A 20,096-nucleotide genomic window follows, 5' to 3' on the forward strand; every position below is an offset into this window, starting at 1 on the left:
CAAGTTACCTTGCCCACCTTCCCCCACCCCGCTAATCCGAGGCGATCATGAACAGCCCCGTCCTCATCGCCCCGTCCATCCTCTCCGCCGACTTCGCCCGACTGGGCGAGGAGGTCCGCGCCATCGACGCGGCGGGGGCCGACTGGATTCACGTCGACGTGATGGACGGACATTTCGTGCCCAACATCACGATCGGTCCGATGGTGGTGAAAGCGCTGCGCCCGCACACCACCCGGCCGTTCGACGTTCATCTGATGATTTCCCCGGTCGATAGCTTCCTGGAAGATTTCGCCAATGCCGGGGCCGACATCATCACCGTCCATCAGGAGGCGGGCCCGCATCTCCACCGCACCATCCAGCGGATCAAGGCGCTCGGCAAGAAAGCGGGCGTCTCGCTCAACCCCGCCACCCCGGCCAAGACGCTCGACTATATCATCGAGGAAATCGACCTTGTGCTGGTGATGAGCGTCAACCCCGGCTTCGGCGGGCAGAGCTTCATCGAAAGCCAGCTGCGCAAGATCGAGGCGATCCGCAAGATGATCGACAAGACGGGCAAGCATATCGACCTGGAGGTCGACGGCGGCGTCGACGCGAAGACCGCGCCGCGCGTGATCGCCGCCGGCGCGAATGTGCTCGTCGCGGGCACCGCCACTTTCAAGGGCGGCCCGGCCGCCTATGCAAGCAATATCGCCGGCCTGAAGCAGGCGTGAGCGGCTCGGAATGAGCGACGCGGGCGGTTCCGGCTTCGACGATACGGTCGAGCCCGGCCGGCGCCTCATCCGCGTCGAGCATGACAAGAGCCGCTCGCTCGCCGAACGCCTGTCCGGCCGCCTGCACGAACTCGCCTGGCGCACGCCAGTCCATGGACTACGCCTGCGGGGCCGCTATCCGCTCAAGCTGTACGACGTGCCGCCCGATCCGATCGAAGGGATGGTTCGCCTCGGCGGCGCGATGCTCGACGGTGAGATATTGTGGCTGGGCGAGAGCGTCGCGATCGAAAGTTACGACTTTCGCCCGCGCGATATCTCGGCCGCCTTCTCCGATCATCTCCAGAGCTTCGCCTGGCTGCGCGACCTGAGCGCGGCGGGCCCGCGCCAGCGGGTCGCGCCGATCGCCGAAATCCTCACCCGCCGCTGGATCGATGCGTTCGGCAAGCAGGTCCACGAAACGGCGTGGCGGCCCGACCTGTGGGGCCGGCGGATATTGTTCTGGGGCTGCCACGCGCCGCTGATCATGACCGCCGACGATCTGCGCGGACCGGTGCTCAACGCCCTCAGCCGGGGCGCCAGGCATCTCGATCGCAGCGCCGACAAGGCTGCGCCGGGGCTCGCCCGCGTCGCCGCCTGGGCCGGGGTGGTCGGGGCCGGGCTGCTGATACCGGGCGGCGAACTGCGCCAGCTTCATGGCGAGAAGGGGCTGGCCCGCGCGCTCGACGCCGCCCTGCACGGCGACGGCGGAATCGTCAGCCGCTCGCCGATCGAACAGATGGACCTCGTCGCTCTGCTCGCGATGCTGCGCAGATATTATGATATGCGCGGTCAACGGCCCGCCGCCGCCCTCGCCGACGCGCTGACGAGAGCGGTGCCGCCGCTGCTCGGGCTGACGCTCGGTGATGGCGGGCTGTCGAGCTGGCAGGGATCAGCGCCGATCGACGGCGGGCGGGTCGACGCCGTCGTCACCGCCTCGGGCATCCGCACCCGGCCGCTGCGGCAGTCGCGCGAATGGGGTTATCAGCGGCTTCAGATGGGGCATAGCCGCATCGTCGTGGATGCCGCCCCGCCACCTATCTCGCGCTTCGCGAGCCAGGCCTGCGCCTCCACGCTTGCGATCGAGATGTCTGACGGTCCCTATCGGCTGATCGTCAACTGTGGCGGCGGGCGCGGCGCGAACAATGCGCTCCATCCCGAACTTGCCAATGCGCTGCGCAGCACCGCCGCGCACTCGACACTGATCCTCGACGACAGCAATTCGACCGCGATCCATCCCGACGGTTCGCTCGGCAAGGGCGTGACCGAAGTCGAGATCGATCGGCAGGAGGATTTTCAGGGCAGCAGCATCGAGATGCGCCATGACGGCTATGTCCGCCGCTATGGCTTGTCCCATCGCCGCAAGATCGCGATGGCGCCGGGCGGCGGCGAGGTGCGCGGGCAGGACGTGCTCATCCCCGAAGGGCGTCGCGCGCGCGGCAAGATAGTCGACTATGCAATCCGCTTCCACCTCGCACCCGGCGTCGAGGTATCGGCGACGGCCGACGGCGCGGGTGCGCTGCTCCGCATCGCCGAGGGCGCGCTGTGGCGTTTCCGCGCGATCGGCGGCGAGGTGGGCGTCGAGGACAGCCTGTGGATCGACTCGCGCGGCCGCCCGCAGACGACGCGCCAGCTGGTGATCACCGGCCCCGCCCCGCCCGAGGGGATCGAGGTGACATGGATCCTGGCGCGGTCGGCCTGACGAGGGCCGCCCTTCCCCCGTCGTCATGACGGGTTCGGGCTGTATCCTTGCGGGCGAATAAGAATCCGCGCACCATTGGGCAATGGAGATGATGCGATGAATCAATCGGTAATCCTGACCGTGGTCGGCAGCGACCGGCCCGGGCTCACCCGGGCGATTGCCGATGCGGTGTTCGCGGCGGGTGGCAACTGGCTGGAAAGCCATCTGTCGCGGCTCGGCGGAAAATATGTCGGGTCGGTGCTGGTCGAGCTGCCTGCCGACCGGCTCGGTGAGTTGGAGGCTGCGGCGCGGGCGATCGATGCGGTCGGCCTCAATGTCGCGATCGTGCCATCGGCCGCGGCCGATGAGCGCCGGGGCCAGCCCTTCGGAATCGAGATCGTCGGACAGGACCGGCCGGGCATCGTCCGCGAAGTGACGACCGTACTCGCCGGGCTCGACGTCAACATCGAGGATTTCACCACCGCGATCGAAGACAGCGCCTGGTCCGGCGCCCCACTGTTCCGCGCCAACGCGAAACTGCTCGTCCCCGCCGGGGTTTCGACCGATCAGGTGCGCGAGGCGCTCGAGCGTATCTCGGGCGAAATCATGGTCGATTTCACCGTGCGCCCCGAGACCGCCTGACGGCCGTGACGGGGCCCGCCCGCGCCGCGCCGCCCCGCGAGCGCATCGACGCGCTTCTTCAGCTGGAACGGCAGGGCCGTCATCGCGACCTGCTCGACGAAGGCCGGCGGCTCGATGCCGACCATCCCGGCTCGGCCTTCCTCCAGAAGCTGCTGGGCATCGCTCACGCACGGCTCGGCGAAGGGGCGGAGGCGGTCGCCTGTTTCCGGCAGGCAGCCGCTCTCCAGCCCGGCGATGCCGAATCGCATCATAATCTCGGTGCGGCGCTTGCCATGACCGGGCAATATGCAACAGCGGCGACGGCCTATGCGGCGGCGCTCGCGATCCGGCCCGATCATGAGGCGGGGCATTTCGCGCTCGCGGAGACGCTGCGCAATGCGGGACGGCCGGAGTCTGCGATGTCCTCCTATCGCGCGGTGATCCGCTCAATCCCGATCATGCCGTGGCGTACAACAATCTCGGCAATCTGCTGCGCGGCATGTATCGCTATGACGAAGCGCTGGATTGCTATCGCCGCGCGCTGGCCATCGCGCCCGACTATGCCGCGGCGCGGGCGCACAAGCTCGATCTCGAAGCGCATATCTGCGACTGGGAAGGGATCGCCGCCGACAGGGCAGGGATTCCTCGACTCGGCGTCGAGAGTGCCGCCGTCCCACCGTTCATGATGTTTGCGCTGGATGACCATCCGGCGCGGCACCGCGCCCGTTCGGAGCGGCTGGTGGCGGAGACCTATCGGGCCACCCCGATGCCGCCATCACCCCCGCTGCCGCGCCCGCCGCATATGGCCGGACGATTGCGAATCGGTTATTTTTCGGCTGACTTTCACAATCATGCCACCCTGTATCTGATGGCGCGGCTGTTCGAACTGCACGATCGCGACCGTTTCGCGGTTCACGCCTATAGCTACGGCCCCGATCAGGACGATGAAATGCGGCGGCGGCTGCGCGGCGCGGTGGAGGTCTTCCGCGACGTCCGGCATCTGGGAGACCGCGAGGTAGCTGAACTGGCCCGGGGCGATGCGATCGATATCGCGATCGACCTGAAGGGTTATACGACAGGAACGCGATCAGGCATTTTCGCGTTCCGCCCGGCGCCGGTGCAGATCAACTATCTCGGCTATCCGGGAACGATGGGGGCCGACTTCATCGACTATATCATCGCAGATCCCGTCGTGATCCCTGCACGGCTGCGCGGTGCCTATTCGGAAAAGATCATCACCTTGCCGTATAGCTATATGGCGAGTGACGATCGGCGCGCGATCGCCGATGGACCCGTCACCCGCACCGATATGGCCCTGCCCGAAAACGCCTTCGTCTTCGCCTGCTTCAACAACAGCTACAAGATCAGCGCCGACGTGTTCGACATCTGGATGCGGCTGCTCGGCAAGGTCGAGGGCAGCGTGCTGTGGCTGCTGCGCGCCAATCGCTGGGCCGAAGCCAATCTGGCGAACGAGGCGGCAAGGCGCGGCATCGATCCCGCCCGGCTGATCTTCGCCGACAAACTGCCCCCGGCTGAACATCTCGCCCGCCAGCGTCTCGCCGATATGTTTCTCGATACGTTCGCGTTCAACGCCCACACCACCGCCAGCGATGCACTGTGGGGCGGCCTGCCGATCGTCACGAAGCTGGGCGAGAGCTTCTCCGCGCGCGTCGCCGGCAGCCTGTTGAACGCGGTGGGCCTGCCGGACCTGATCACTGACGATGAAGGGGATTATGAGCGGCTCGCCCTCGATCTCGCAACCCATCCTGAGAAGCTGGCCGCGATCCGCGCCAGACTTGCGGCGCGACGGCTAACCGCGCCGCTGTTCGATTCAGCGCGTCACACCCGGCATGTCGAGCAGGGATATGTCGAAGCCTATCGCCGCCATGCCGAAGGCCTCGCGCCCGATCATATCGAGATCGCGCCCTAGGCCTCCGCCAGTTCCGCCGCGATATTGCGCAACGCCTTTTCGAAGGCGTCGGACGGCTGCCCACCCGATATCAGATAGCGGTCGTTGATCACGATTGCGGGCACCGAATGAATGCCCCGGCTCTGCCAGAAATGCTCGGCCTGTCGGATTTCCTCGGCATAGATATCGGATGACAGTATCTCGTCCGCCGCCGCACGGTCGAGCCCCGCATCGGCGACCGCCTCCAGCAGCACCTCATGATCGGACGGATCGCGCTGCTCGCTGAAATAGAGTTCGAACAGGCAGTGCTTGAGCGCCTGCTGGTGTCCACTGCCCTCGACTCCGGCCCAGTGGAGCAGGCGGTGGGCATCGAAGGTGTTGTAGATTCGGCTGTCGTCGGTGAAGTTGATCGCGAAGCCCACCTCGGCGGCGCGGTCGCGGATCATCGCGCGCGCGGCGAGCGACTGTTCGACGGTCGATCCATATTTGCGCGCGACATGCTCGCCGACATTCTCGCCCTCCTTCGCCATCGTTGGATTAAGCTCGAAGGGTTGGAAGCGGATGTCGGCGCGGACGATGTCGCTCGTCCGTTCGAGCGCGATTTCCAGACCGCGCAGGCCGACGACGCACCACGGGCAGGAGACATCCGACACGAAGTCGATCTTGATGGATTTGGGCATGGCGGCACCCTCTCTCTTATGTCCGCCGATTACACCTATTCGAGCGCGAGGGCCAGTTGCTCGGCGGTAACGACCAGCTCCTCCTCGCACTCGCCCAGACTCGACAGGGTCACGCCGAGCAGGCGCACCCCCAGCTCGACGGGCTCGAGCGGCGCAAGCAGCGCCAGCGCCACTTCGGTGATGCGCGCCGCATCGGCGATCGGCGCGGGCAGCGTGCGCGCACGGGTCAGCGTGCGGAAATCGGCATAGCGCAGCTTGATCGACACGGTGCGCCCCGACTTGCCCGTCCGCTCGGCATGGCGCGCCACCGTCTCGCTCGATTCGGCCAGCGCGGCGGCGAGGTCCTCATGGCTGAACAGGTCCTGGAAGAAAGTGTTCTCCGACCCGATCGACTTGCGCACCCGATCGGAACGCACCGGGCGATGATCGATCCCTCGCGCGGCGAGATAGAAATAATCGCCCGACTTACCGAACTGCTGCGCCAGAAATTCGCGGCTACACCGCCGCAAATCGGCGCCGCTATGGATGCCGAGCTTTTCCATCCGCGTCGCCGTCACCGGACCGACGCCGTGAAAGCGCCCCACCGCCAGCCGCGCGATGAAGGCGAGCCCCTGTTCCGGGCGGACAACGCACAGTCCGTCGGGCTTATTATGGTCGGAAGCGATCTTGGCGATGAACTTGTTATAGGAAACGCCCGCCGAGGCGGTCAGCCCCGTCTCCGCGCGAATGCGTTCGCGGATCGCGCGCGCCACCCCGGTCGCGGTGGCGATGCCCTGATGATTCTGGGTGACGTCGAGATAGGCCTCGTCGAGCGACAGCGGCTCGACCAGATCGGTATAGTCGGCGAAGATCGCCTGGATCTGGCGCGAAACCTCGCGATAGACCTCGAAGCGCGGACGCACGAAGATCAGGTCCGGGCATTGCCGCCGCGCCACCGCCGACGCCATCGCCGAGCGCACGCCATATTTACGCGCTTCATAGCTGGCGGCCGCCACCACCCCGCGCTCGCGGGTGCCGCCCACCGCGACCGGCTTGCCGCGCAGCGCCGGATCGTCGCGCTGCTCGACCGAGGCGTAGAAGGCGTCCATATCGATATGGATGATCTTGCGGCCGCCTTCGGCCGCGCCATCCCATTCGGGCGCCTGATCGGGTCGATCCATGGAACAAAGCAGATACAACAGAGCGCCCGGCCACGCCAGCGCGCGTTTTAACGCATATCAGGCCCCTGGACGGAACCCTGCAATCAGCACGGCGTTTCTCGTGCAAATCCAATATCCTCGATAGGAGAAGGCGATCATGGCTACTACCGGCACGACGACTCGGAAGCGCTCGACCACCACCGCCAAGCGCACCCCACGCAAGCGCAGCGCCACCGCTGCCACGACGGCGCGCACGACGCGCGCCCAGGCACTCACCGACGAGGCGAAGACCGCCGTCCGCTCGGCCCGCACCCGCGCGACCCGCGCGATCAAGAATGTGCCGACCGACCGCACGACCATGTCGATCGCCGCCGGCGTCATCGCCGGTCTCGTCGCGGCGGGTGTGGCAATCTTCATGAACCGCGACAGGCTGCGCGATGTCGCCTCGTCCAGCGGCGAGCGTATCAAGAAGGCCGCCGACGACCTGTCGACGATGGCGCATGAGCGCATCGATCAGGCGCGTGACAACATCACCAAATTCCGAGGTCGCGCCAACAGCTCGGACGCGGCTACGCCGGCGTCGACCCCGGTCGACTCGGTTGCGATCAACGGATAATCCTGCCGCATGTCCCCGTGCGGGACGGGGCTAGCGGGAGTGGATGGCGATGCGGCTTCACAGCCGTGTCGCCATCCTTCATTTTAGCGATATGCGATTCGACCCCACCAGCGAGAAATGGCGTTATGACCTGCGCCTGTTTCTGCTCGCCTATATCTTTGGCGTGATCGCCTTCAGTGCGGTGATACCGGGCTGACGAGCCATTTGTCATGCCAGCGCAGGCTGGCATCTCGTGCCGCAAGGAGGACTAGCGCCTTAGAGCCCCGCCTTCGGCAGGACGGAGATGCCGTCTCAATCACACGCCTTGTGCAGCAACCACGCCAGATAGGCAGCGCCAATGCTCGCCACCGCGACCATCAGCAGCGTTTCGGCAACCGACACGCCGACATGGACCAGTCCGGCCAGCAGCAAGGTCGCGCCGACCATAGCCCCCGAATTGACGATATTGTTCGCCGCCACGGTGCGCGCGGTCTGCGACTTGGCGACGGTCGTGGTCAGGAAGGCATAGAGCGGCACGACGAACATGCCGCCCGCGATCGCAATCCCCAGCAGGTCGATCAGCACGCGATACGCGCCGGGTAGCGAGAGGAAGCCGCTCAGTTCAACCAAGGGACCGGATGGCGCGGGCCAGTAATGCGCTGTCCACCACAGGTCGCAGACGAAAGCGCCCATCACCAGCGCGGCTATCGGCGAGCAGCGCGCCGACACCGCGCCGCTGAGGATCCGGTTCACGGCCACCGAACCGATCGCGACCCCCACCGAGAAGACTGCGAGGAACAGGGTCGCAACCGACTGATCGGAGCCCAGCACATTTTTGACCAGCGGTGGGAATTGCGCGGCGAGGATAGCGCCCTGCGCCCAGAAAAAGCTGATCGCAAGGATCGCGAGGAACAGCCGGCGGACGTGCATCGTGTCCGACACCAGCTTTATCGACGAGCGGACGATGTGGAAATCGACACCCGCATCCTGGACCAGCGGCGGCGCCGGGGGCACCTGCCGCCCCGACAGCCAGCCGATGCAAGCAACGATGAGAACGCCGACCGCGGCATGTTCGGCGGTGACGATGCCGCCGACGATGGTGCCGGCGAGGATCGCGATATACGTGCCCGCCTCGACCAGGCCGGTGCCGGGCAGCACCTGATCCTCTTGGAGATGCTGCGGCAGGATCGCATATTTGATCGGACCGAAGAAAGTCGAGTGCGCGCCCATCGACAGCAGCGCGAGCAGCATCAGTGGGATATTGTGCAGGACCAGCCCCGCGGCGCCGACGATCATGATGGCGATTTCCGCCGTTTTCACGATGCGGATGATCCGTGCCTTATCGTGGCAATCGGCAAGCTGCCCAGCCAATGCCGAGAACAGGAAGAACGGCAGGATGAACAGTCCGCCGGCCACCGCCGAGAAGGCCGCCTCCTGCGCCGGATCGTTATAGATGCGGTAAATCACCAGCATGATCATCGCGGTGCGGAACAGGTTGTCGTTGAAGGCCCCCAGGAACTGGGTGACGAACAGCGGCAGGAACCGGCGCTTGGCGAGAAGCCGGAAAGACGGGGTCATGCGGGGATTTTCGCCTTTTGGACCGTTATCGGCATTAGTTGGGCGTCCCCATAGCCGATAGCTGCGACAAGGTCCAAGCCGATAACGCCCCGTAATGTCGCTTCGATGACAGTTCGGACCATCGGCCGTCGGGACGGGACGGGAGCCAAGGCTTTCCTACCGCGCCGTTCCCGCGCCAGACGTTGATCATTCGGGCTGAATCAGCCCGAAACGTGAATCAAGGTCGAATGATTGATGGGCCCCGATCCACGTTTCAGGTGGAAGCGCAAACCGCTTCCACCTGAAACGATCAGGCTCTAAAGCTTGCTCAGATGTTGACGCTGCCGAACATTCTCACCCTGTCGCGCATCCTCGCGGTGCCCATCCTCGTCTTCCTGCTCTGGCCCGTGCCCGAGCCGAGCCGTTTCGATTATGCGATGGCGTTCAGCCTCTATGCGCTGATGGCGATAACCGATTATTTCGACGGCTATCTAGCGCGCGCGCAGGGCACCGTGTCGAAACTCGGCGTCTTCCTCGATCCGATCGCCGACAAGATCATGATCGCGGCGGTGATCCTGATGCTGGTCTTCACCCGCGACGTCTCGGGCTATGCGACGATCGCCGCGCTGATCATCCTGCTGCGCGAGATCGCGGTGTCGGGGCTGCGCGAATTCCTCGCGGGCATTCAGGTGTCGCTGCCCGTAAGCCAACTCGCCAAGTGGAAGACGACCTTCCAGATCATCTCGCTCGGCGCGATCATCCTCGGCAATGCGCTGCCCGACTGGGGCTGGATCGAGCAGACCGGACTGTTCAGCCTGTGGGCGGCGGCGGTGCTGACGCTGGTCACCGGCTGGGACTATCTGCGCGTCGGCATCCGGCACATGGACTGAACCGTGCCGATCGATATCCTCTATTTCGCCGGGATACGCGAGGCGATCGGCCTGAGCGCCGAGACGGTCACCCCACCCCCCGAGGTTGGAACCATCGCCGATCTGGTCGGCTGGCTTGCGTCGCGCGGCGCGGGCCATGCCGAGGCATTTGCCGATCGTGCCCGGGTCCGTGCCGCGATCGGCAGCGATTTCGCCGATCCCGATACCCCGATCGTCGGCGCGCGCGAGATCGCGCTGTTTCCGCCGGTGACGGGCGGATGAGCGCCGACTTCCACATCCGGGTCGATACCGCCGACATCGACATCGGCGGCGAGCTTGCCCGGCTCGAAGCGCTGGGCGGCGGCGGAGTCGCCAGTTTCACCGGCGTGGTGCGCGGCGGCGGCGGGCTGACCGCACTCGAACTCGAACATCATCCCGGCATCACCCTCGCGATGATGACCAGCATCGCCGAACAGGCCGCCGCACGCTGGCCGCTGCTGGGCGTCACCGCGATCCACCGCCATGGCCGGCTCGTGCCCGGCGACCGGATTGTGCTGGTCGCCGCCGCCTCACCGCACCGCGCCGCCGCGCTGGAGGCGACGGCTTTTTTGATCGACTGGCTCAAAACCCGCGCTCCTTTCTGGAAGAAGGAGCATTTCGCGGACGGCGCCAGCCATTGGGTCGAGGCGCGCGCCGCCGATGATGAGGCCGCCGCGCGCTGGAGCATGAAAGGATGAGCGTCGAAGAGCTTCCCGAGTTGCTGTTCGCGGTGGCCGACGGCGACCGTGCCGCCTTTGCGCGCTTCTACCAGCGGACATCGGCAAAACTTTTCGGCGTGGTCCTGCGTATCTTGCCCGAAAGGTCTTTGGCGGAAGACGCAATGCAGGATGCTTATGCGAAGATCTGGCGCAACGCCGCGGGCTATGATGCCCGCCGGGGCAGCCCGATCACCTGGGCGGCGACGATCGCCCGTAACGTCGCGATCGACCTGCGCCGCCGTGAGCGGCCAGGCGGGCGCGTGCGCGACGACGATTTCGATTTTGACGCGATGGGCGATCCGGCGGCAGGGGCTTCGGCCGAGGACAGGGCGGCGCTGCGCGCCTGTCTCGACCGGCTCGATCCCGATCAGCGCGCACTGATCCTCGCCGCCTATCTCAATGGCGAGAGCCGCGAGGAACTGGCCGAAAGGCTCGGCCATCCCACCGGCACGATCAAGAGCTGGCTGCACCGCGGCCTCGCCCGGCTGAAGGGCTGCCTCGATGGCTGACGACATCGACATGCTTGCCGGCGAATATGTGCTCGGCACGCTCGACGAGGCCGAACGCCGCGCCTTTCAGCGACGGTTGCTGACCGATCCGGCGGCGGTGGCGGCGGTCGCCACCTGGCAGCAGCGGCTATCCCCGCTCCTGCTCGCCGTGCCCGATGTCGCCGCGCCCGCGACGCTGTGGCCGGCAATCGAGGCTGGCAGCACCGCCGCCAACGATAATCGCGTCCGCCGCTGGCAGGTCGCGACCGCCGCCGCCGCGCTGGTCGCGCTGGTGACATCGGGGCTGGCGCTGCGCCCGCCGCCCAGGCCGGCGACGCAACCCGTCGCCGCGCAACAGCCGCTGTTCCAGTCAGTCGCGGCGCTCAGCGAAAGCGGCGGCGCGCCCGCCCTGCTCGTCACCTATGATCCGGGGACGAAGAAGATGCGCGTCACCCCTGTCAACGTCTCGCCACGCCCTGGGCACAGCATGGAATTGTGGGTGATCGCGGGCAAGGCCGCGCCGAAATCAATCGGCCTGATGCACGACGAAGGCGCGACCGCCCTCGACCGGATGGCGCTCGACATGCGGCAGCAGATGACGATCGCGGTATCGGTCGAACCGAAAGGCGGCTCCCCGACCGGCCTGCCGACCGGACCGGTGATATATTCGGGGCAGATGATCACCCTGCCGACAAGCTGACCGCGCGATGCGGATCGCGGCGATCTCCGACATCCACGGCAATCTCGCCGCGCTCGACGCGGTATTGGCCGATATCGCGGCGCGCGGCGTCGATCTGACGGTCAATCTCGGCGACATCCTGTCGGGGCCGCTCCAGCCGGCAGAGACCGCCGACCGGCTGATCGCGCTCGACCTGCCGACGATCCGGGGCAATCACGAACGGCAGTTGCTTACCCTGCCACCCGGGAAGATGGGTGCATCCGACGCCTTTGCCGCGCAGCGCCTGTCGGATGGACATCGCGCCTGGCTGGCGGCGCTGCCGATCGACATGCGGATCGCACCCGACGTGCTGTTGTGTCACGGCACCCCGGCGAGCGACCTCGATTATTATCTCGACCATGTCGAAGAAACCGGTAGCCGCGCCGCCACGCCCGGGGAGATCGAGGCACGCAGCGGCGGCGAAACCGCGGCGTTGATCCTGTGCGGCCATACCCATGTACCGCGCGCCCATATCCGCGCGGGCGGCGGGCTGATCGTCAATCCGGGATCGGTCGGCCTGCCCGCTTATGAGGATGATCGCCCCTGGCCGCATGTCATGCAGGCGGGCAGCCCGCATGCCCGCTATGTGATCGCCGAGCGCGGCGTGGAGGGCCGCTGGACCGCCGAGCTGATCGCGATCGACTATGACTGGGAGAGCGCCGCGCAGCTGTCCGAGGAACGCGGCCGGCCCGATTGGGCGGTGGCGCTGCGGACGGGACGGATGGGCTAGAAAGCAGCCGTCGCCCCGGCGGCCATAGTGGATGCGATACCGTCGCCGCAGGAGCCTCTGGCGGCCCGGCCTCCGCCGGGACGACGTTTCCGGCCCGCTATTCCGCCTCCCGCAGCGCATCCGCCAGCAGCTTGAACTCCTTTTCGCGCGGCGAGCCTTTGCGCCAGGCGAGCGCGATGCGGCGGGCGGGATGATCGGCGTCGAGCGGTCTGGCGACGACATGGGTGTTGTCGAGGATGCCCGCGTCGAGCGCCATCGCCGGGAGCAGCGTCACTCCAAGCCCATTGTCGACCATCTGCACCAGCGTATGCAGCGATGTGCCGAGCATTGCCGCCTCGGCGCGTAGCTCGGGCCGGTTGCAGGCGGCGAGGACATGGTCCTTCAGACAATGGCCGTCCTCGAGCAGCAACAGCCGTGATTCATCGATGTCATTGGCGGAAATACCACGCGCGGGACCCTCCATCTCGCCCTCCGGGAAAGCGATGAACAGCTTGTCGAGGAACAGATCGACCGATTCGATATCGCCGCAATGATAGGGCAGCGCGAGCAGCACGCAGTCGAGATGGCCGCGATGAAGCGAGTCGCATGCCGCGCTGGTCGTCTCCTCGCGCAGATAGAGCTTGAGATCGGGCCAGGCCGCCCGCAGCTTGGGCAATATGCGCGGCAGCAGGAAAGGCGCGATCGTCGGGATGACCCCCATGCGCAGATCGCCCGACAGCGGCTTGCCCGCCGCACGGGCGAGATCGCCCAATTCCTCCGCCTCGCGCAGCACCCGCTGCGCCTTCTCGGCGATGCGCAGGCCGAGCGGGGTGAAGCGGACGACCCGGCGGGTTCGCTCGACCAGGGTGATGCCGATCAGCGACTCAAGCTCGCGCAGGCCCGCGGACAGCGTGGATTGGGTGACGAAACAGGCTTCGGCGGCCCGTCCGAAATGGCCGTGATCCTTCAGCGCCACCAGGTATTGCAGTTGCTTCAGCGTCGGGAGATAGGTCGCCATTCATCGCCTCAATCGATCATTACCGATGGAATAATCAATTAGAACACTTATATCCAGCCTGCCAATAACAGCGTTCCAGATTCCCGCATCTCAAAGGAGACACACCATGGCCCTTACCGTTGGCGACAAGTTCCCCGAATTCGTTCTTCCCGTTCAGCAGGGCGTAGCCGCGCTCCCGGGTGGCGAGACGATCGACACCGGCGATACGCAGGGCAAGTGGAAGGTCGTGTTCTTCTGGCCGAAGGATTTCACTTTCATCTGCCCGACCGAGATCATCGGCTATGGCGAGCTGCAGAAGGATTTCGCCGATCGTGACGCGGTGCTGATCGGCGCGTCGACCGATACCGATTTCGTCCACTTCGCATGGCGCAAGGCCGATGAGCGCCTTGCCAATTGCGATTTCCCGTGGATCGCCGACAACCAGAAGAAGCTCGCCAACGCACTGGGCATCGTCGATGCCGAGGCCGGCGTCGCTTATCGCGCGACCTATATCGTCGATCCGCACAATGTGATCCAGCACGTCACGGTCAATGGCCTCAACCAGGGCCGCAACCCGGCCGAGGCGATCCGCGTGCTCGACGCGCTGCAGACCGACGAGCTGTGCCCGTGCAACTGGAAGGCTGGCGAAGAAGTCCTCAAGCCCGCTGCCTGATTCCCCTTTTCAGGTAGCCAGCCGGGCCGCTCCTCGCGGCCCGGCGATATGGGCGCGGAGATCTCTGACCTCCGCGCCCTTTTTCTTTCCCGACCAATGAACTGGAACCCTCTCATGTCGCTCAAGGAATTCTCCGACGCGCTGCCGGACTACGCCAAGGACATCCGCCTCAACCTCGGCTCGCTACTCGGCGACCAGACACTGGGTGACCAGCGTAAATATGGCCTGCTGCTGTCCTGTGCCCATGGCAGCGGCTACAAGCCGATCGTCGACGCAGCCGAGGCCGAATGCGTCCCGCATCTGAGCGAGGAAGCCGCGAACGCCGCCCGCGCCGCCGCCGCGGTGATGGCGATGAACAATGTCTATTATCGCTTCGTCCACCTGTCCTCGAACAAGGAATATGGCCAGATGCCGGCCAAGCTGCGGATGAACGTCATCGGCTCGCCGGGCATCGAAAAGGTCGATTTCGAACTGTTCAGCCTCGCTGTGTCGGCGATGAACGGCTGCGGCCTGTGCATCGACAGCCATGAAAAAGTGCTGCGTCAGCACAATATCGGCACCGACATCATCCAGTCGGCCGCCCGCGTCGGCGCTGTGATCAAGGCCGCCGCGACGGTCCACGCGACGGCTGTTTAACGTCCGGGCTGCGGCCCGAACGGCGGAACCGGCCCACGCCCCCGTCCGATCTCCCAGCAGGTTTGCGCCGGCGGGAGGTGGATGGGAGTTGGGCCGATGCCGCCGCGCAGGGCATCGTCCAGCGCTAAAACAGGCGCTTAACAAGCTCTCCTTATCACGTACCGCTCAGGAACATCTTTGCAGGACTGAACTGCGGCACTATATTGCGCATTCGCGCTGGAGTGGGCCCAGAAGGAAGACCGATGCTCGACGGACTGATTTCCTATCTCGACTCGATCAAGGCGCGCGATCCCGCGCCGCGGTCCCGCTGGGAGATTTTGCTCTATCCGGGCGTGCTGGCCATAGGGCTGCATCGCATCGCGCACTGGCTGTTCCAGGCCGAACTTTATTTCCTCGCGCGCTTCATCAACCATTTCTCGCGGATGATCACCGCGATCGATATCCATCCGGGCGCGCTGATAGGCCGCAACTTCTTCATCGATCATGGCTTTGTCGTGATCGGCGAAACCGCGGTGATCGGCCATGACGTGACGATCTACCAAGGCGCGACACTGGGCGGCACCAACCCCACCAGTGGCCAGGGGGGCAAGCGCCACCCGACGATCGGCGACGGTGCCATCATCAGCCTGGGCGCGGCGATCCTCGGCCCTATCACAGTCGGTGCGCGGGCGCGGGTCGGCGCGAACGCCGTCGTGACCCGCGATGTCGCCGAAGGCCAGGTCGTGGTCGGCATCCCGGCCAAGCCGATGCTGGTCGACGCCAAGGAATATCAGCGCGGCTTCGTCCCCTATGGCACGCCGTGCAGCGAGCGCTTCGACCCGCAGACCCAGCAGCTGGAAATCCTGCGCTGCGAACTGGAAACGCTGCGCGGACGGATCGGCTCGCTGATCGACGAGCGCGATGCCGCACTTGCCAAGATCCCTGCCAAGAATGTTGCCGGCGGTAAGATAGCAGAGGACCGCGAATCGGCCTGATGGGGACGGTCGCACCTTTCCCCGGCAAGCCGCTGCAGATCGGCTTCGATCGCCTCGAACTGACCCGCATCCTCGATCTCTATGGACGGATGGTCGCCGCCGGGCTGTGGCGCGACTATGCGATCGACTTTGACCGCGACGCCGCCTCCTTCGCCGCCTTCCGCCGCACCGCCGAGCGGCCCGAATACCGGATCGAGAAACGCCCTGCACTGCGCAATCGGCAGGGCATGTGGGCGCTGATCGGCGAAGGCGGCGCTGTTCTCAAGCGTGGGGCCGAACTCGGCCCGGTGCTGGCCCCGCTCGAACGCCGGCTGATGAAGCTGGTGGACGAATAGTCACGTCGCCCCGGCGAAGGCCGGAGCGACGACCCGGCTACGCCAGCGCCACCCGATCGACCACCGGCAGCCGCCCGGCCACGTCGCCGGGCAGATAACCGACCACGAAGCGCCGCGCCACGGTCCAGAAGGCCGAGAGCAGGAGCAGCGCCGAGCCGATGATCAGCGCGGTGAGTCCGAAGGACAGGTCGACCACGCCGCTCGATTCGATCAGGCTCGACAGCGCGAAGAGGACATAGACCAGCGCCGAGACCATCAGCGCGCGGCGGTCGATCGCCAGCGCGACGACCCCCAGCGCGATATAGAGCAAGATCACGATCGACGCCTGCGCGGGGGCCGCTGTACCTTCAAGCATGCCCATCATCGCGAAGATCGGATGGACCAGCATCGGCGCGGCGAGCAGATGCAGCCAGAAGGCCACGTCCGAACGGCGCGTGGTGCGCGTCCGGTCACTCATGTCCCACCACATCGCCAGCGCGAAAACCCCAACCCCCGCGATCAGCAGGAGCGGCAGGAGATGATCGCTGAGCGACGGTATCGCCGCCACGACCAACGACAGCGAAAGCCCCGCTACGGTCGCGGCGCCCGCCGCCACGGTGATGGGCACCCGGAAGCGCCGCCAATGCAGCCATACGCCGCCCGCGGTCAGCGCCGCCGCCAGCGCGAGGGTGAACGCGACCACCCGGCCTTCGCCCAATTCGGTTTCGGTGGCGTTGAACAGCACCGCAAACAGAGCGCCAAACCCGCCGAACAGCCCTGCGGCAAAGGCCAGCAGCAGCAATATGCTGGGCAACGCCATGCGCCGCTCGCGTGTGAAATATTCGGCCAGGCCCCAGGCGGCGGCGGCGACCGCGAAGCCGGAGACCGGCGCGGGTCCGTGCTCGGTCGCCAGGAAGCGGACGCCGTTGCCGAGCCAGCCCACCGCGACGAGCATCAGCACCGCCGCGATCGATACGAAGATGTCGTTGAAGCCGGTCAGCAGCCGGAAGCTTTCCTCGTCGACCGCGGGCACGGCGCGGACCGTGGCGACATGGCCGCGGAACGATGCCGCCGCCTCCGCGCTCAGGGCGCCGGCCTCGACCGCGCCATCGATATCGCTCTCGCTATACACGGACATCTCCCATCATTCGGGGAGAAACTATCACAACTGTGTTATCGGTACAATACAGTTGATGTTCGTTTACAATGCGCCTTCGCTATCGAGCGCATAACCCGCCGAGCGTACGGTACGGATCACGTCGGGCGCGTCGGCGAGGTTGATGGCCTTGCGCAGCCGGCGAATGTGGACGTCGACCGTGCGCGGTTCGATATCGCTGTCGCGGCCCCAGACCGAATCGAGCAGCCGCTCACGCGAGAAGACGCGGCCGGGATGTTCGAGGAAATGCTTGAGCAGCCGAAACTCGGTCGGCCCCAGCGTGACGGGGCTGCCGCCGCGACGGACGCGGTGGCTCGCGGTGTCCATCTCGATATCGGCATAGGCCAGCCGCTCGCCAGCAAGGCCCGGGCGCACCCGGCGTAGCACCGCACCAACCCGCGCGAGCAGCTCGCGGGGGGAAAAAGGCTTGGTGACATAATCGTCGGCGCCGGTTTCGAGACCGCGCACGCGGTCCTCTTCCTCGCCGCGCGCGGTCAGCATGATGATCGGCACGTTCGCGGTGTCGGGCATGCGGCGCAGGCGACGGCACACTTCAATCCCGGAAACGCCCTCGATCATCCAGTCGAGCAGGACGAGGTCTGGCGGGGTCTCGCGCGCCAGCAGGATGGCCTCTTCGCCATCGCCGGTACGCTCGACCTCGAAATCCTCACGCTCAAGATGCCAGCTCACCAACTCGGCCAGCGCCGCATCGTCCTCTACGAGAAGGACCTTGGCACGCGCCATCAGGCGTCACCACTCGTCAGGGGATCCTCTCCCTTGGCGCGCTCCGCCATCTGGCGGCCGGTGGCGGCGAAATAGACCATCTCAGCGACATTAGTCGCATGATCGCCGATGCGCTCGATATTCTTGGCGATGAACAGCAGATGGGTCGACGCGGTGATGTTCTGCGGGTTTTCCATCATGTGGGTCAGCAGCGTGCGGAACAGGCTGTTGTAGAAATCGTCCACGGCCTTGTCGCGCGCGCAAACCGCGACCGCCGCGTCGGCGTCGCGCAACACGAAGGCGTCGAGGACGTTGCGGACCATCTCGGTCGCGACCTTGCCCATGGCCGGCAGCACCGACAGCGCTTCCATGCCCCGCGCGTCCTGCAGCACCGCGGTGCGCTTGGCGATGTTCTTGGCATAATCACCCATCCGCTCCACCACGCCGGCGATCTTCAGAGCGGCGAGCACTTCGCGCAGATCATCGGCCATCGGCGCGCGCAACGCGATCAGCCGGACCACCTGCCGCTCGATCTCGGTTTCGAGCTCGTCGATCTTGCGATCGCCCTCGACGATCCTGGCCGCCGAATCAACGTCGCGGTTGACCAGCGCCTCGATCGCCCCGGTGATGGCGGCCTCGGCGCGGCCGCCCATTTCGGAGATCAAGGCCCTGAGCTGGCCCAGATCCTCGTCGAACGCCTTAACCGTATGTCCCGTTGCCATGGTCTCGCTTTCCTTCGGCCTCGGATGAAGCCGGCGCCGATATGACGCCGCCTATGTGAGGTGGATGTTGCACTATGATGACAGTGGATCGGCTTCGGCTGCCGGAAATGTGACAGTCACTGCCGTCCCTTCGCCCAGCCGCGACGCGATATCGAGCACCGCGCGATGCCGTTCGGCGATATGCTTGACGATCGCAAGGCCGAGTCCGGTCCCTCCGACCGAGCGGCTGCGGCCCGGATCGACCCGGTAGAAGCGTTCCGTGAGGCGCGGCAGATGTTCGGGGGCGACGCCCTCGCCCTGGTCGACAACGCGCAAAAGAACCTTGTTGCCCACCGGCTTGAGCACCACCCGGATCGGGGTGTCGGGACGGCCATATTTCATGGCGTTGCCGATCAGATTGTGGAGCAACTGCCCGATCTGGATTCGATCGGCACGGATCGGCGGCACCTTCACCGCCTCGACCTGGATGCGGCCGCCGTCCTTCTCCATGCCCGAGCGGATGACGCCGACGACTTCCTCGATCACCGGCCCGAGCGCGAGCTGCGCCTGCGGCACCGCGAAGCGGTCCGCCTCGATCCGGGACAGCGAGATCAGGTCGTCGACCAGCTGCTGCATCCGCTTGGCTTCGCCCATCATGATGCCGAGGAAGCGGGCGCGCGTCACGGGGTCTTCGCCCGCGCCGCCCTCGTTCAGCGTCTCGATGAAACCCAGGATAGTCGCCAGCGGAGTGCGCAGCTCATGGCTGGCATTGGCGACGAAATCGACACGCATTCGCTCGGCCACCCAACTGTCGGTGCGGTCGCGCAGCGTCACCAGCCGCGCCCCACCCTCGATCCGCCGGACGCTCATCACCCAGCGCCGGTCGGGATCGCCGAGGCCGGCAATCTCCACCGGGGCGCCCGTTTCCTCTTCGGAGGCGATCAGGTCGGCGGCGATCGGGTGGCGCAACGCCAGCCGGAAATCACCTTCGATCTTCTCCGCGCCGAACAGCTTACGCGCGGCGGCATTGGCATGGGTGATCCGCTGCCCGTCGATGATCAGCAGCGCGTCGTCGACCGCGTCGATCAGCTCGCCGGTGCGATCGGGCACATCGATAGCCGGGGCGGGCAACATGACGGCCGGTTCCTCGGCGAACGTGGTCAACAGACCGATCAGCACGGCGGCGATCACGCCTGCGGACAGCGCGGCGGATATCGGCGCGGCCAGCGCCCATGCGGTCCCACCCACCAGCGCAAAGGCGATCAGCGCGCGTGGAAGCCGCCGGTCGCTCATCCCGGCATCCTGACCCTGCAATGGCATGAAATCATGCTTCATCCGTCTCCCTTATAACCATATTGTGAAATCTTTCGGACATAAAAGCCGATGCGTCACGCGCCAGCGGAGCAGCCGCATTCTGCCCCTCGCTTCGGCGGACGATTGACGATATTATGG

Annotated in this window: 24 protein-coding genes and 1 pseudogene; 17 read left to right on the plus strand and 8 right to left on the minus strand. The window is 66.0% G+C overall.

What is annotated here, in order from left to right; genetic code table 11:
• Window positions 1-47 precede the first annotated feature (47 nt).
• From rpe to WP12_RS03540, 5 genes and pseudogenes are all read left to right on the plus strand, one after another.
• Entirely contained in the window at window positions 48-710 is a 663-nt protein-coding gene (rpe, locus tag WP12_RS03520) for a ribulose-phosphate 3-epimerase (RefSeq protein ID WP_046192386.1), read from the plus strand.
• Between the two features lie 10 nt (window positions 711-720).
• On the plus strand, window positions 721-2,448 hold the full coding sequence (locus tag WP12_RS03525; RefSeq protein WP_046192387.1) for a heparinase II/III family protein: 1,728 nt from the start codon (window positions 721-723) through the stop codon (window positions 2,446-2,448).
• A gap of 96 nt (window positions 2,449-2,544) precedes the next feature.
• The gene (locus WP12_RS03530; protein WP_046192432.1) at window positions 2,545-3,069 is read left to right on the plus strand and encodes a glycine cleavage system protein R; all 525 of its coding nucleotides are present in this window, start codon (window positions 2,545-2,547) and stop codon (window positions 3,067-3,069) included.
• A 5-nt stretch (window positions 3,070-3,074) separates the two neighbouring features.
• Window positions 3,075-3,437, plus strand: a pseudogene (locus WP12_RS25690) (tetratricopeptide repeat protein); the annotation flags it as partial.
• Window positions 3,438-3,511: 74 nt separating this feature from the next.
• The gene (locus tag WP12_RS03540) at window positions 3,512-4,978 is read left to right on the plus strand and encodes an O-linked N-acetylglucosamine transferase, SPINDLY family protein (protein ID WP_235398939.1); all 1,467 of its coding nucleotides are present in this window, start codon (window positions 3,512-3,514) and stop codon (window positions 4,976-4,978) included.
• On the opposite strand, the gene WP12_RS03545 is transcribed toward WP12_RS03540, so the two are convergent.
• Together WP12_RS03545 and dinB are read right to left on the minus strand one after the other, a co-directional pair.
• The gene (locus WP12_RS03545) at window positions 4,975-5,637 is read right to left on the minus strand and encodes a DsbA family oxidoreductase (protein WP_046192389.1); all 663 of its coding nucleotides are present in this window, start codon (window positions 5,635-5,637) and stop codon (window positions 4,975-4,977) included. The two genes, WP12_RS03540 and WP12_RS03545, sit on opposite strands and share 4 nt — an antisense overlap.
• A 35-nt stretch (window positions 5,638-5,672) precedes the next feature.
• On the minus strand, window positions 5,673-6,797 hold the full coding sequence (gene dinB / locus WP12_RS03550) for a DNA polymerase IV (RefSeq protein ID WP_200894450.1): 1,125 nt from the start codon (window positions 6,795-6,797) through the stop codon (window positions 5,673-5,675).
• Between the two features lie 136 nt (window positions 6,798-6,933).
• Here dinB and WP12_RS03555 point away from each other — a divergent pair, with 136 nt between their 5' ends.
• The gene (locus tag WP12_RS03555) at window positions 6,934-7,392 is read left to right on the plus strand and encodes a DUF3185 family protein (RefSeq protein ID WP_046192391.1); all 459 of its coding nucleotides are present in this window, start codon (window positions 6,934-6,936) and stop codon (window positions 7,390-7,392) included.
• A 43-nt stretch (window positions 7,393-7,435) separates the two neighbouring features.
• Complete coding sequence (locus WP12_RS25200; protein ID WP_160299140.1) at window positions 7,436-7,588, plus strand: hypothetical protein; 153 nt, start codon at window positions 7,436-7,438, stop codon at window positions 7,586-7,588.
• 95 nt (window positions 7,589-7,683) lie between these two features.
• On the opposite strand, the gene WP12_RS03560 is transcribed toward WP12_RS25200, so the two are convergent.
• The gene (locus WP12_RS03560) at window positions 7,684-8,949 is read right to left on the minus strand and encodes an MFS transporter (RefSeq protein ID WP_046192392.1); all 1,266 of its coding nucleotides are present in this window, start codon (window positions 8,947-8,949) and stop codon (window positions 7,684-7,686) included.
• A 311-nt stretch (window positions 8,950-9,260) separates the two neighbouring features.
• Here WP12_RS03560 and pgsA point away from each other — a divergent pair, with 311 nt between their 5' ends.
• From pgsA to WP12_RS03590, 6 genes are read left to right on the plus strand one after another with little or no spacing between them, the layout of a single operon-like run.
• Window positions 9,261-9,818: a CDP-diacylglycerol--glycerol-3-phosphate 3-phosphatidyltransferase gene (gene pgsA, locus WP12_RS03565; RefSeq protein ID WP_046192393.1), complete on the plus strand. Its 558-nt coding sequence runs from the start codon at window positions 9,261-9,263 to the stop codon at window positions 9,816-9,818.
• Between the two features lie 3 nt (window positions 9,819-9,821).
• Window positions 9,822-10,079 carry a molybdopterin converting factor subunit 1 gene (gene moaD, locus WP12_RS03570; RefSeq protein ID WP_046192394.1) on the plus strand — a complete coding sequence of 86 codons (258 nt, stop codon included), beginning with the start codon at window positions 9,822-9,824 and terminating at the stop codon, window positions 10,077-10,079.
• The gene (locus WP12_RS03575; RefSeq protein ID WP_046192395.1) at window positions 10,076-10,534 is read left to right on the plus strand and encodes a molybdenum cofactor biosynthesis protein MoaE; all 459 of its coding nucleotides are present in this window, start codon (window positions 10,076-10,078) and stop codon (window positions 10,532-10,534) included. The genes moaD and WP12_RS03575 overlap by 4 nt, the downstream gene beginning before the upstream one ends.
• On the plus strand, window positions 10,531-11,064 hold the full coding sequence (locus tag WP12_RS03580; RefSeq protein WP_046192396.1) for a sigma-70 family RNA polymerase sigma factor: 534 nt from the start codon (window positions 10,531-10,533) through the stop codon (window positions 11,062-11,064). Before WP12_RS03575 ends, WP12_RS03580 begins: the two co-directional genes overlap by 4 nt.
• Window positions 11,057-11,743, plus strand: coding sequence for an anti-sigma factor (locus WP12_RS03585; RefSeq protein WP_046192397.1), 687 nt, complete (start codon window positions 11,057-11,059; stop codon window positions 11,741-11,743). Before WP12_RS03580 ends, WP12_RS03585 begins: the two co-directional genes overlap by 8 nt.
• 7 nt (window positions 11,744-11,750) lie before the next feature.
• Window positions 11,751-12,491 carry a metallophosphoesterase family protein gene (locus tag WP12_RS03590; protein ID WP_046192398.1) on the plus strand — a complete coding sequence of 247 codons (741 nt, stop codon included), beginning with the start codon at window positions 11,751-11,753 and terminating at the stop codon, window positions 12,489-12,491.
• Window positions 12,492-12,588: 97 nt separating this feature from the next.
• On the opposite strand, the gene WP12_RS03595 is transcribed toward WP12_RS03590, so the two are convergent.
• Window positions 12,589-13,488, minus strand: a complete 900-nt coding sequence (locus WP12_RS03595; protein WP_046192399.1) for a hydrogen peroxide-inducible genes activator — start codon at window positions 13,486-13,488, stop codon at window positions 12,589-12,591.
• Window positions 13,489-13,594: 106 nt separating this feature from the next.
• Between WP12_RS03595 and WP12_RS03600 the strand changes: the two genes are divergently transcribed.
• From WP12_RS03600 to WP12_RS03615, 4 genes are all read left to right on the plus strand, one after another.
• Complete coding sequence (locus tag WP12_RS03600) at window positions 13,595-14,140, plus strand: peroxiredoxin (protein WP_046192400.1); 546 nt, start codon at window positions 13,595-13,597, stop codon at window positions 14,138-14,140.
• A 114-nt stretch (window positions 14,141-14,254) separates the two neighbouring features.
• Entirely contained in the window at window positions 14,255-14,776 is a 522-nt protein-coding gene (locus WP12_RS03605) for a carboxymuconolactone decarboxylase family protein (RefSeq protein WP_046192401.1), read from the plus strand.
• Between the two features lie 242 nt (window positions 14,777-15,018).
• Window positions 15,019-15,750 carry a serine O-acetyltransferase EpsC gene (gene epsC, locus WP12_RS03610; RefSeq protein ID WP_046192402.1) on the plus strand — a complete coding sequence of 244 codons (732 nt, stop codon included), beginning with the start codon at window positions 15,019-15,021 and terminating at the stop codon, window positions 15,748-15,750.
• Window positions 15,750-16,085: a DUF2794 domain-containing protein gene (locus WP12_RS03615; protein ID WP_046192403.1), complete on the plus strand. Its 336-nt coding sequence runs from the start codon at window positions 15,750-15,752 to the stop codon at window positions 16,083-16,085. Before epsC ends, WP12_RS03615 begins: the two co-directional genes overlap by 1 nt.
• Before the next feature lie 37 nt (window positions 16,086-16,122).
• On the opposite strand, the gene WP12_RS03620 is transcribed toward WP12_RS03615, so the two are convergent.
• From WP12_RS03620 to WP12_RS03635, 4 genes are all read right to left on the minus strand, one after another.
• Window positions 16,123-17,196 carry a hypothetical protein gene (locus WP12_RS03620; protein ID WP_046192434.1) on the minus strand — a complete coding sequence of 358 codons (1,074 nt, stop codon included), beginning with the start codon at window positions 17,194-17,196 and terminating at the stop codon, window positions 16,123-16,125.
• A gap of 69 nt (window positions 17,197-17,265) precedes the next feature.
• Window positions 17,266-17,964: a phosphate regulon transcriptional regulator PhoB gene (gene phoB / locus WP12_RS03625; RefSeq protein ID WP_046192404.1), complete on the minus strand. Its 699-nt coding sequence runs from the start codon at window positions 17,962-17,964 to the stop codon at window positions 17,266-17,268.
• Window positions 17,964-18,665 (minus strand): phosphate signaling complex protein PhoU, encoded by a 702-nt coding sequence (phoU, locus tag WP12_RS03630; RefSeq protein WP_046192405.1) that lies wholly within the window; start codon window positions 18,663-18,665, stop codon window positions 17,964-17,966. Before phoU ends, phoB begins: the two co-directional genes overlap by 1 nt.
• Before the next feature lie 72 nt (window positions 18,666-18,737).
• Window positions 18,738-19,979 (minus strand): sensor histidine kinase, encoded by a 1,242-nt coding sequence (locus WP12_RS03635; protein WP_046192406.1) that lies wholly within the window; start codon window positions 19,977-19,979, stop codon window positions 18,738-18,740.
• Between the last annotated feature and the right edge of the window lie 117 nt (window positions 19,980-20,096).

The organism is Sphingomonas sp. SRS2 (assembly GCF_000971055.1).
In the GTDB taxonomy this organism is placed as follows: Bacteria; Pseudomonadota; Alphaproteobacteria; order Sphingomonadales; family Sphingomonadaceae; genus Rhizorhabdus.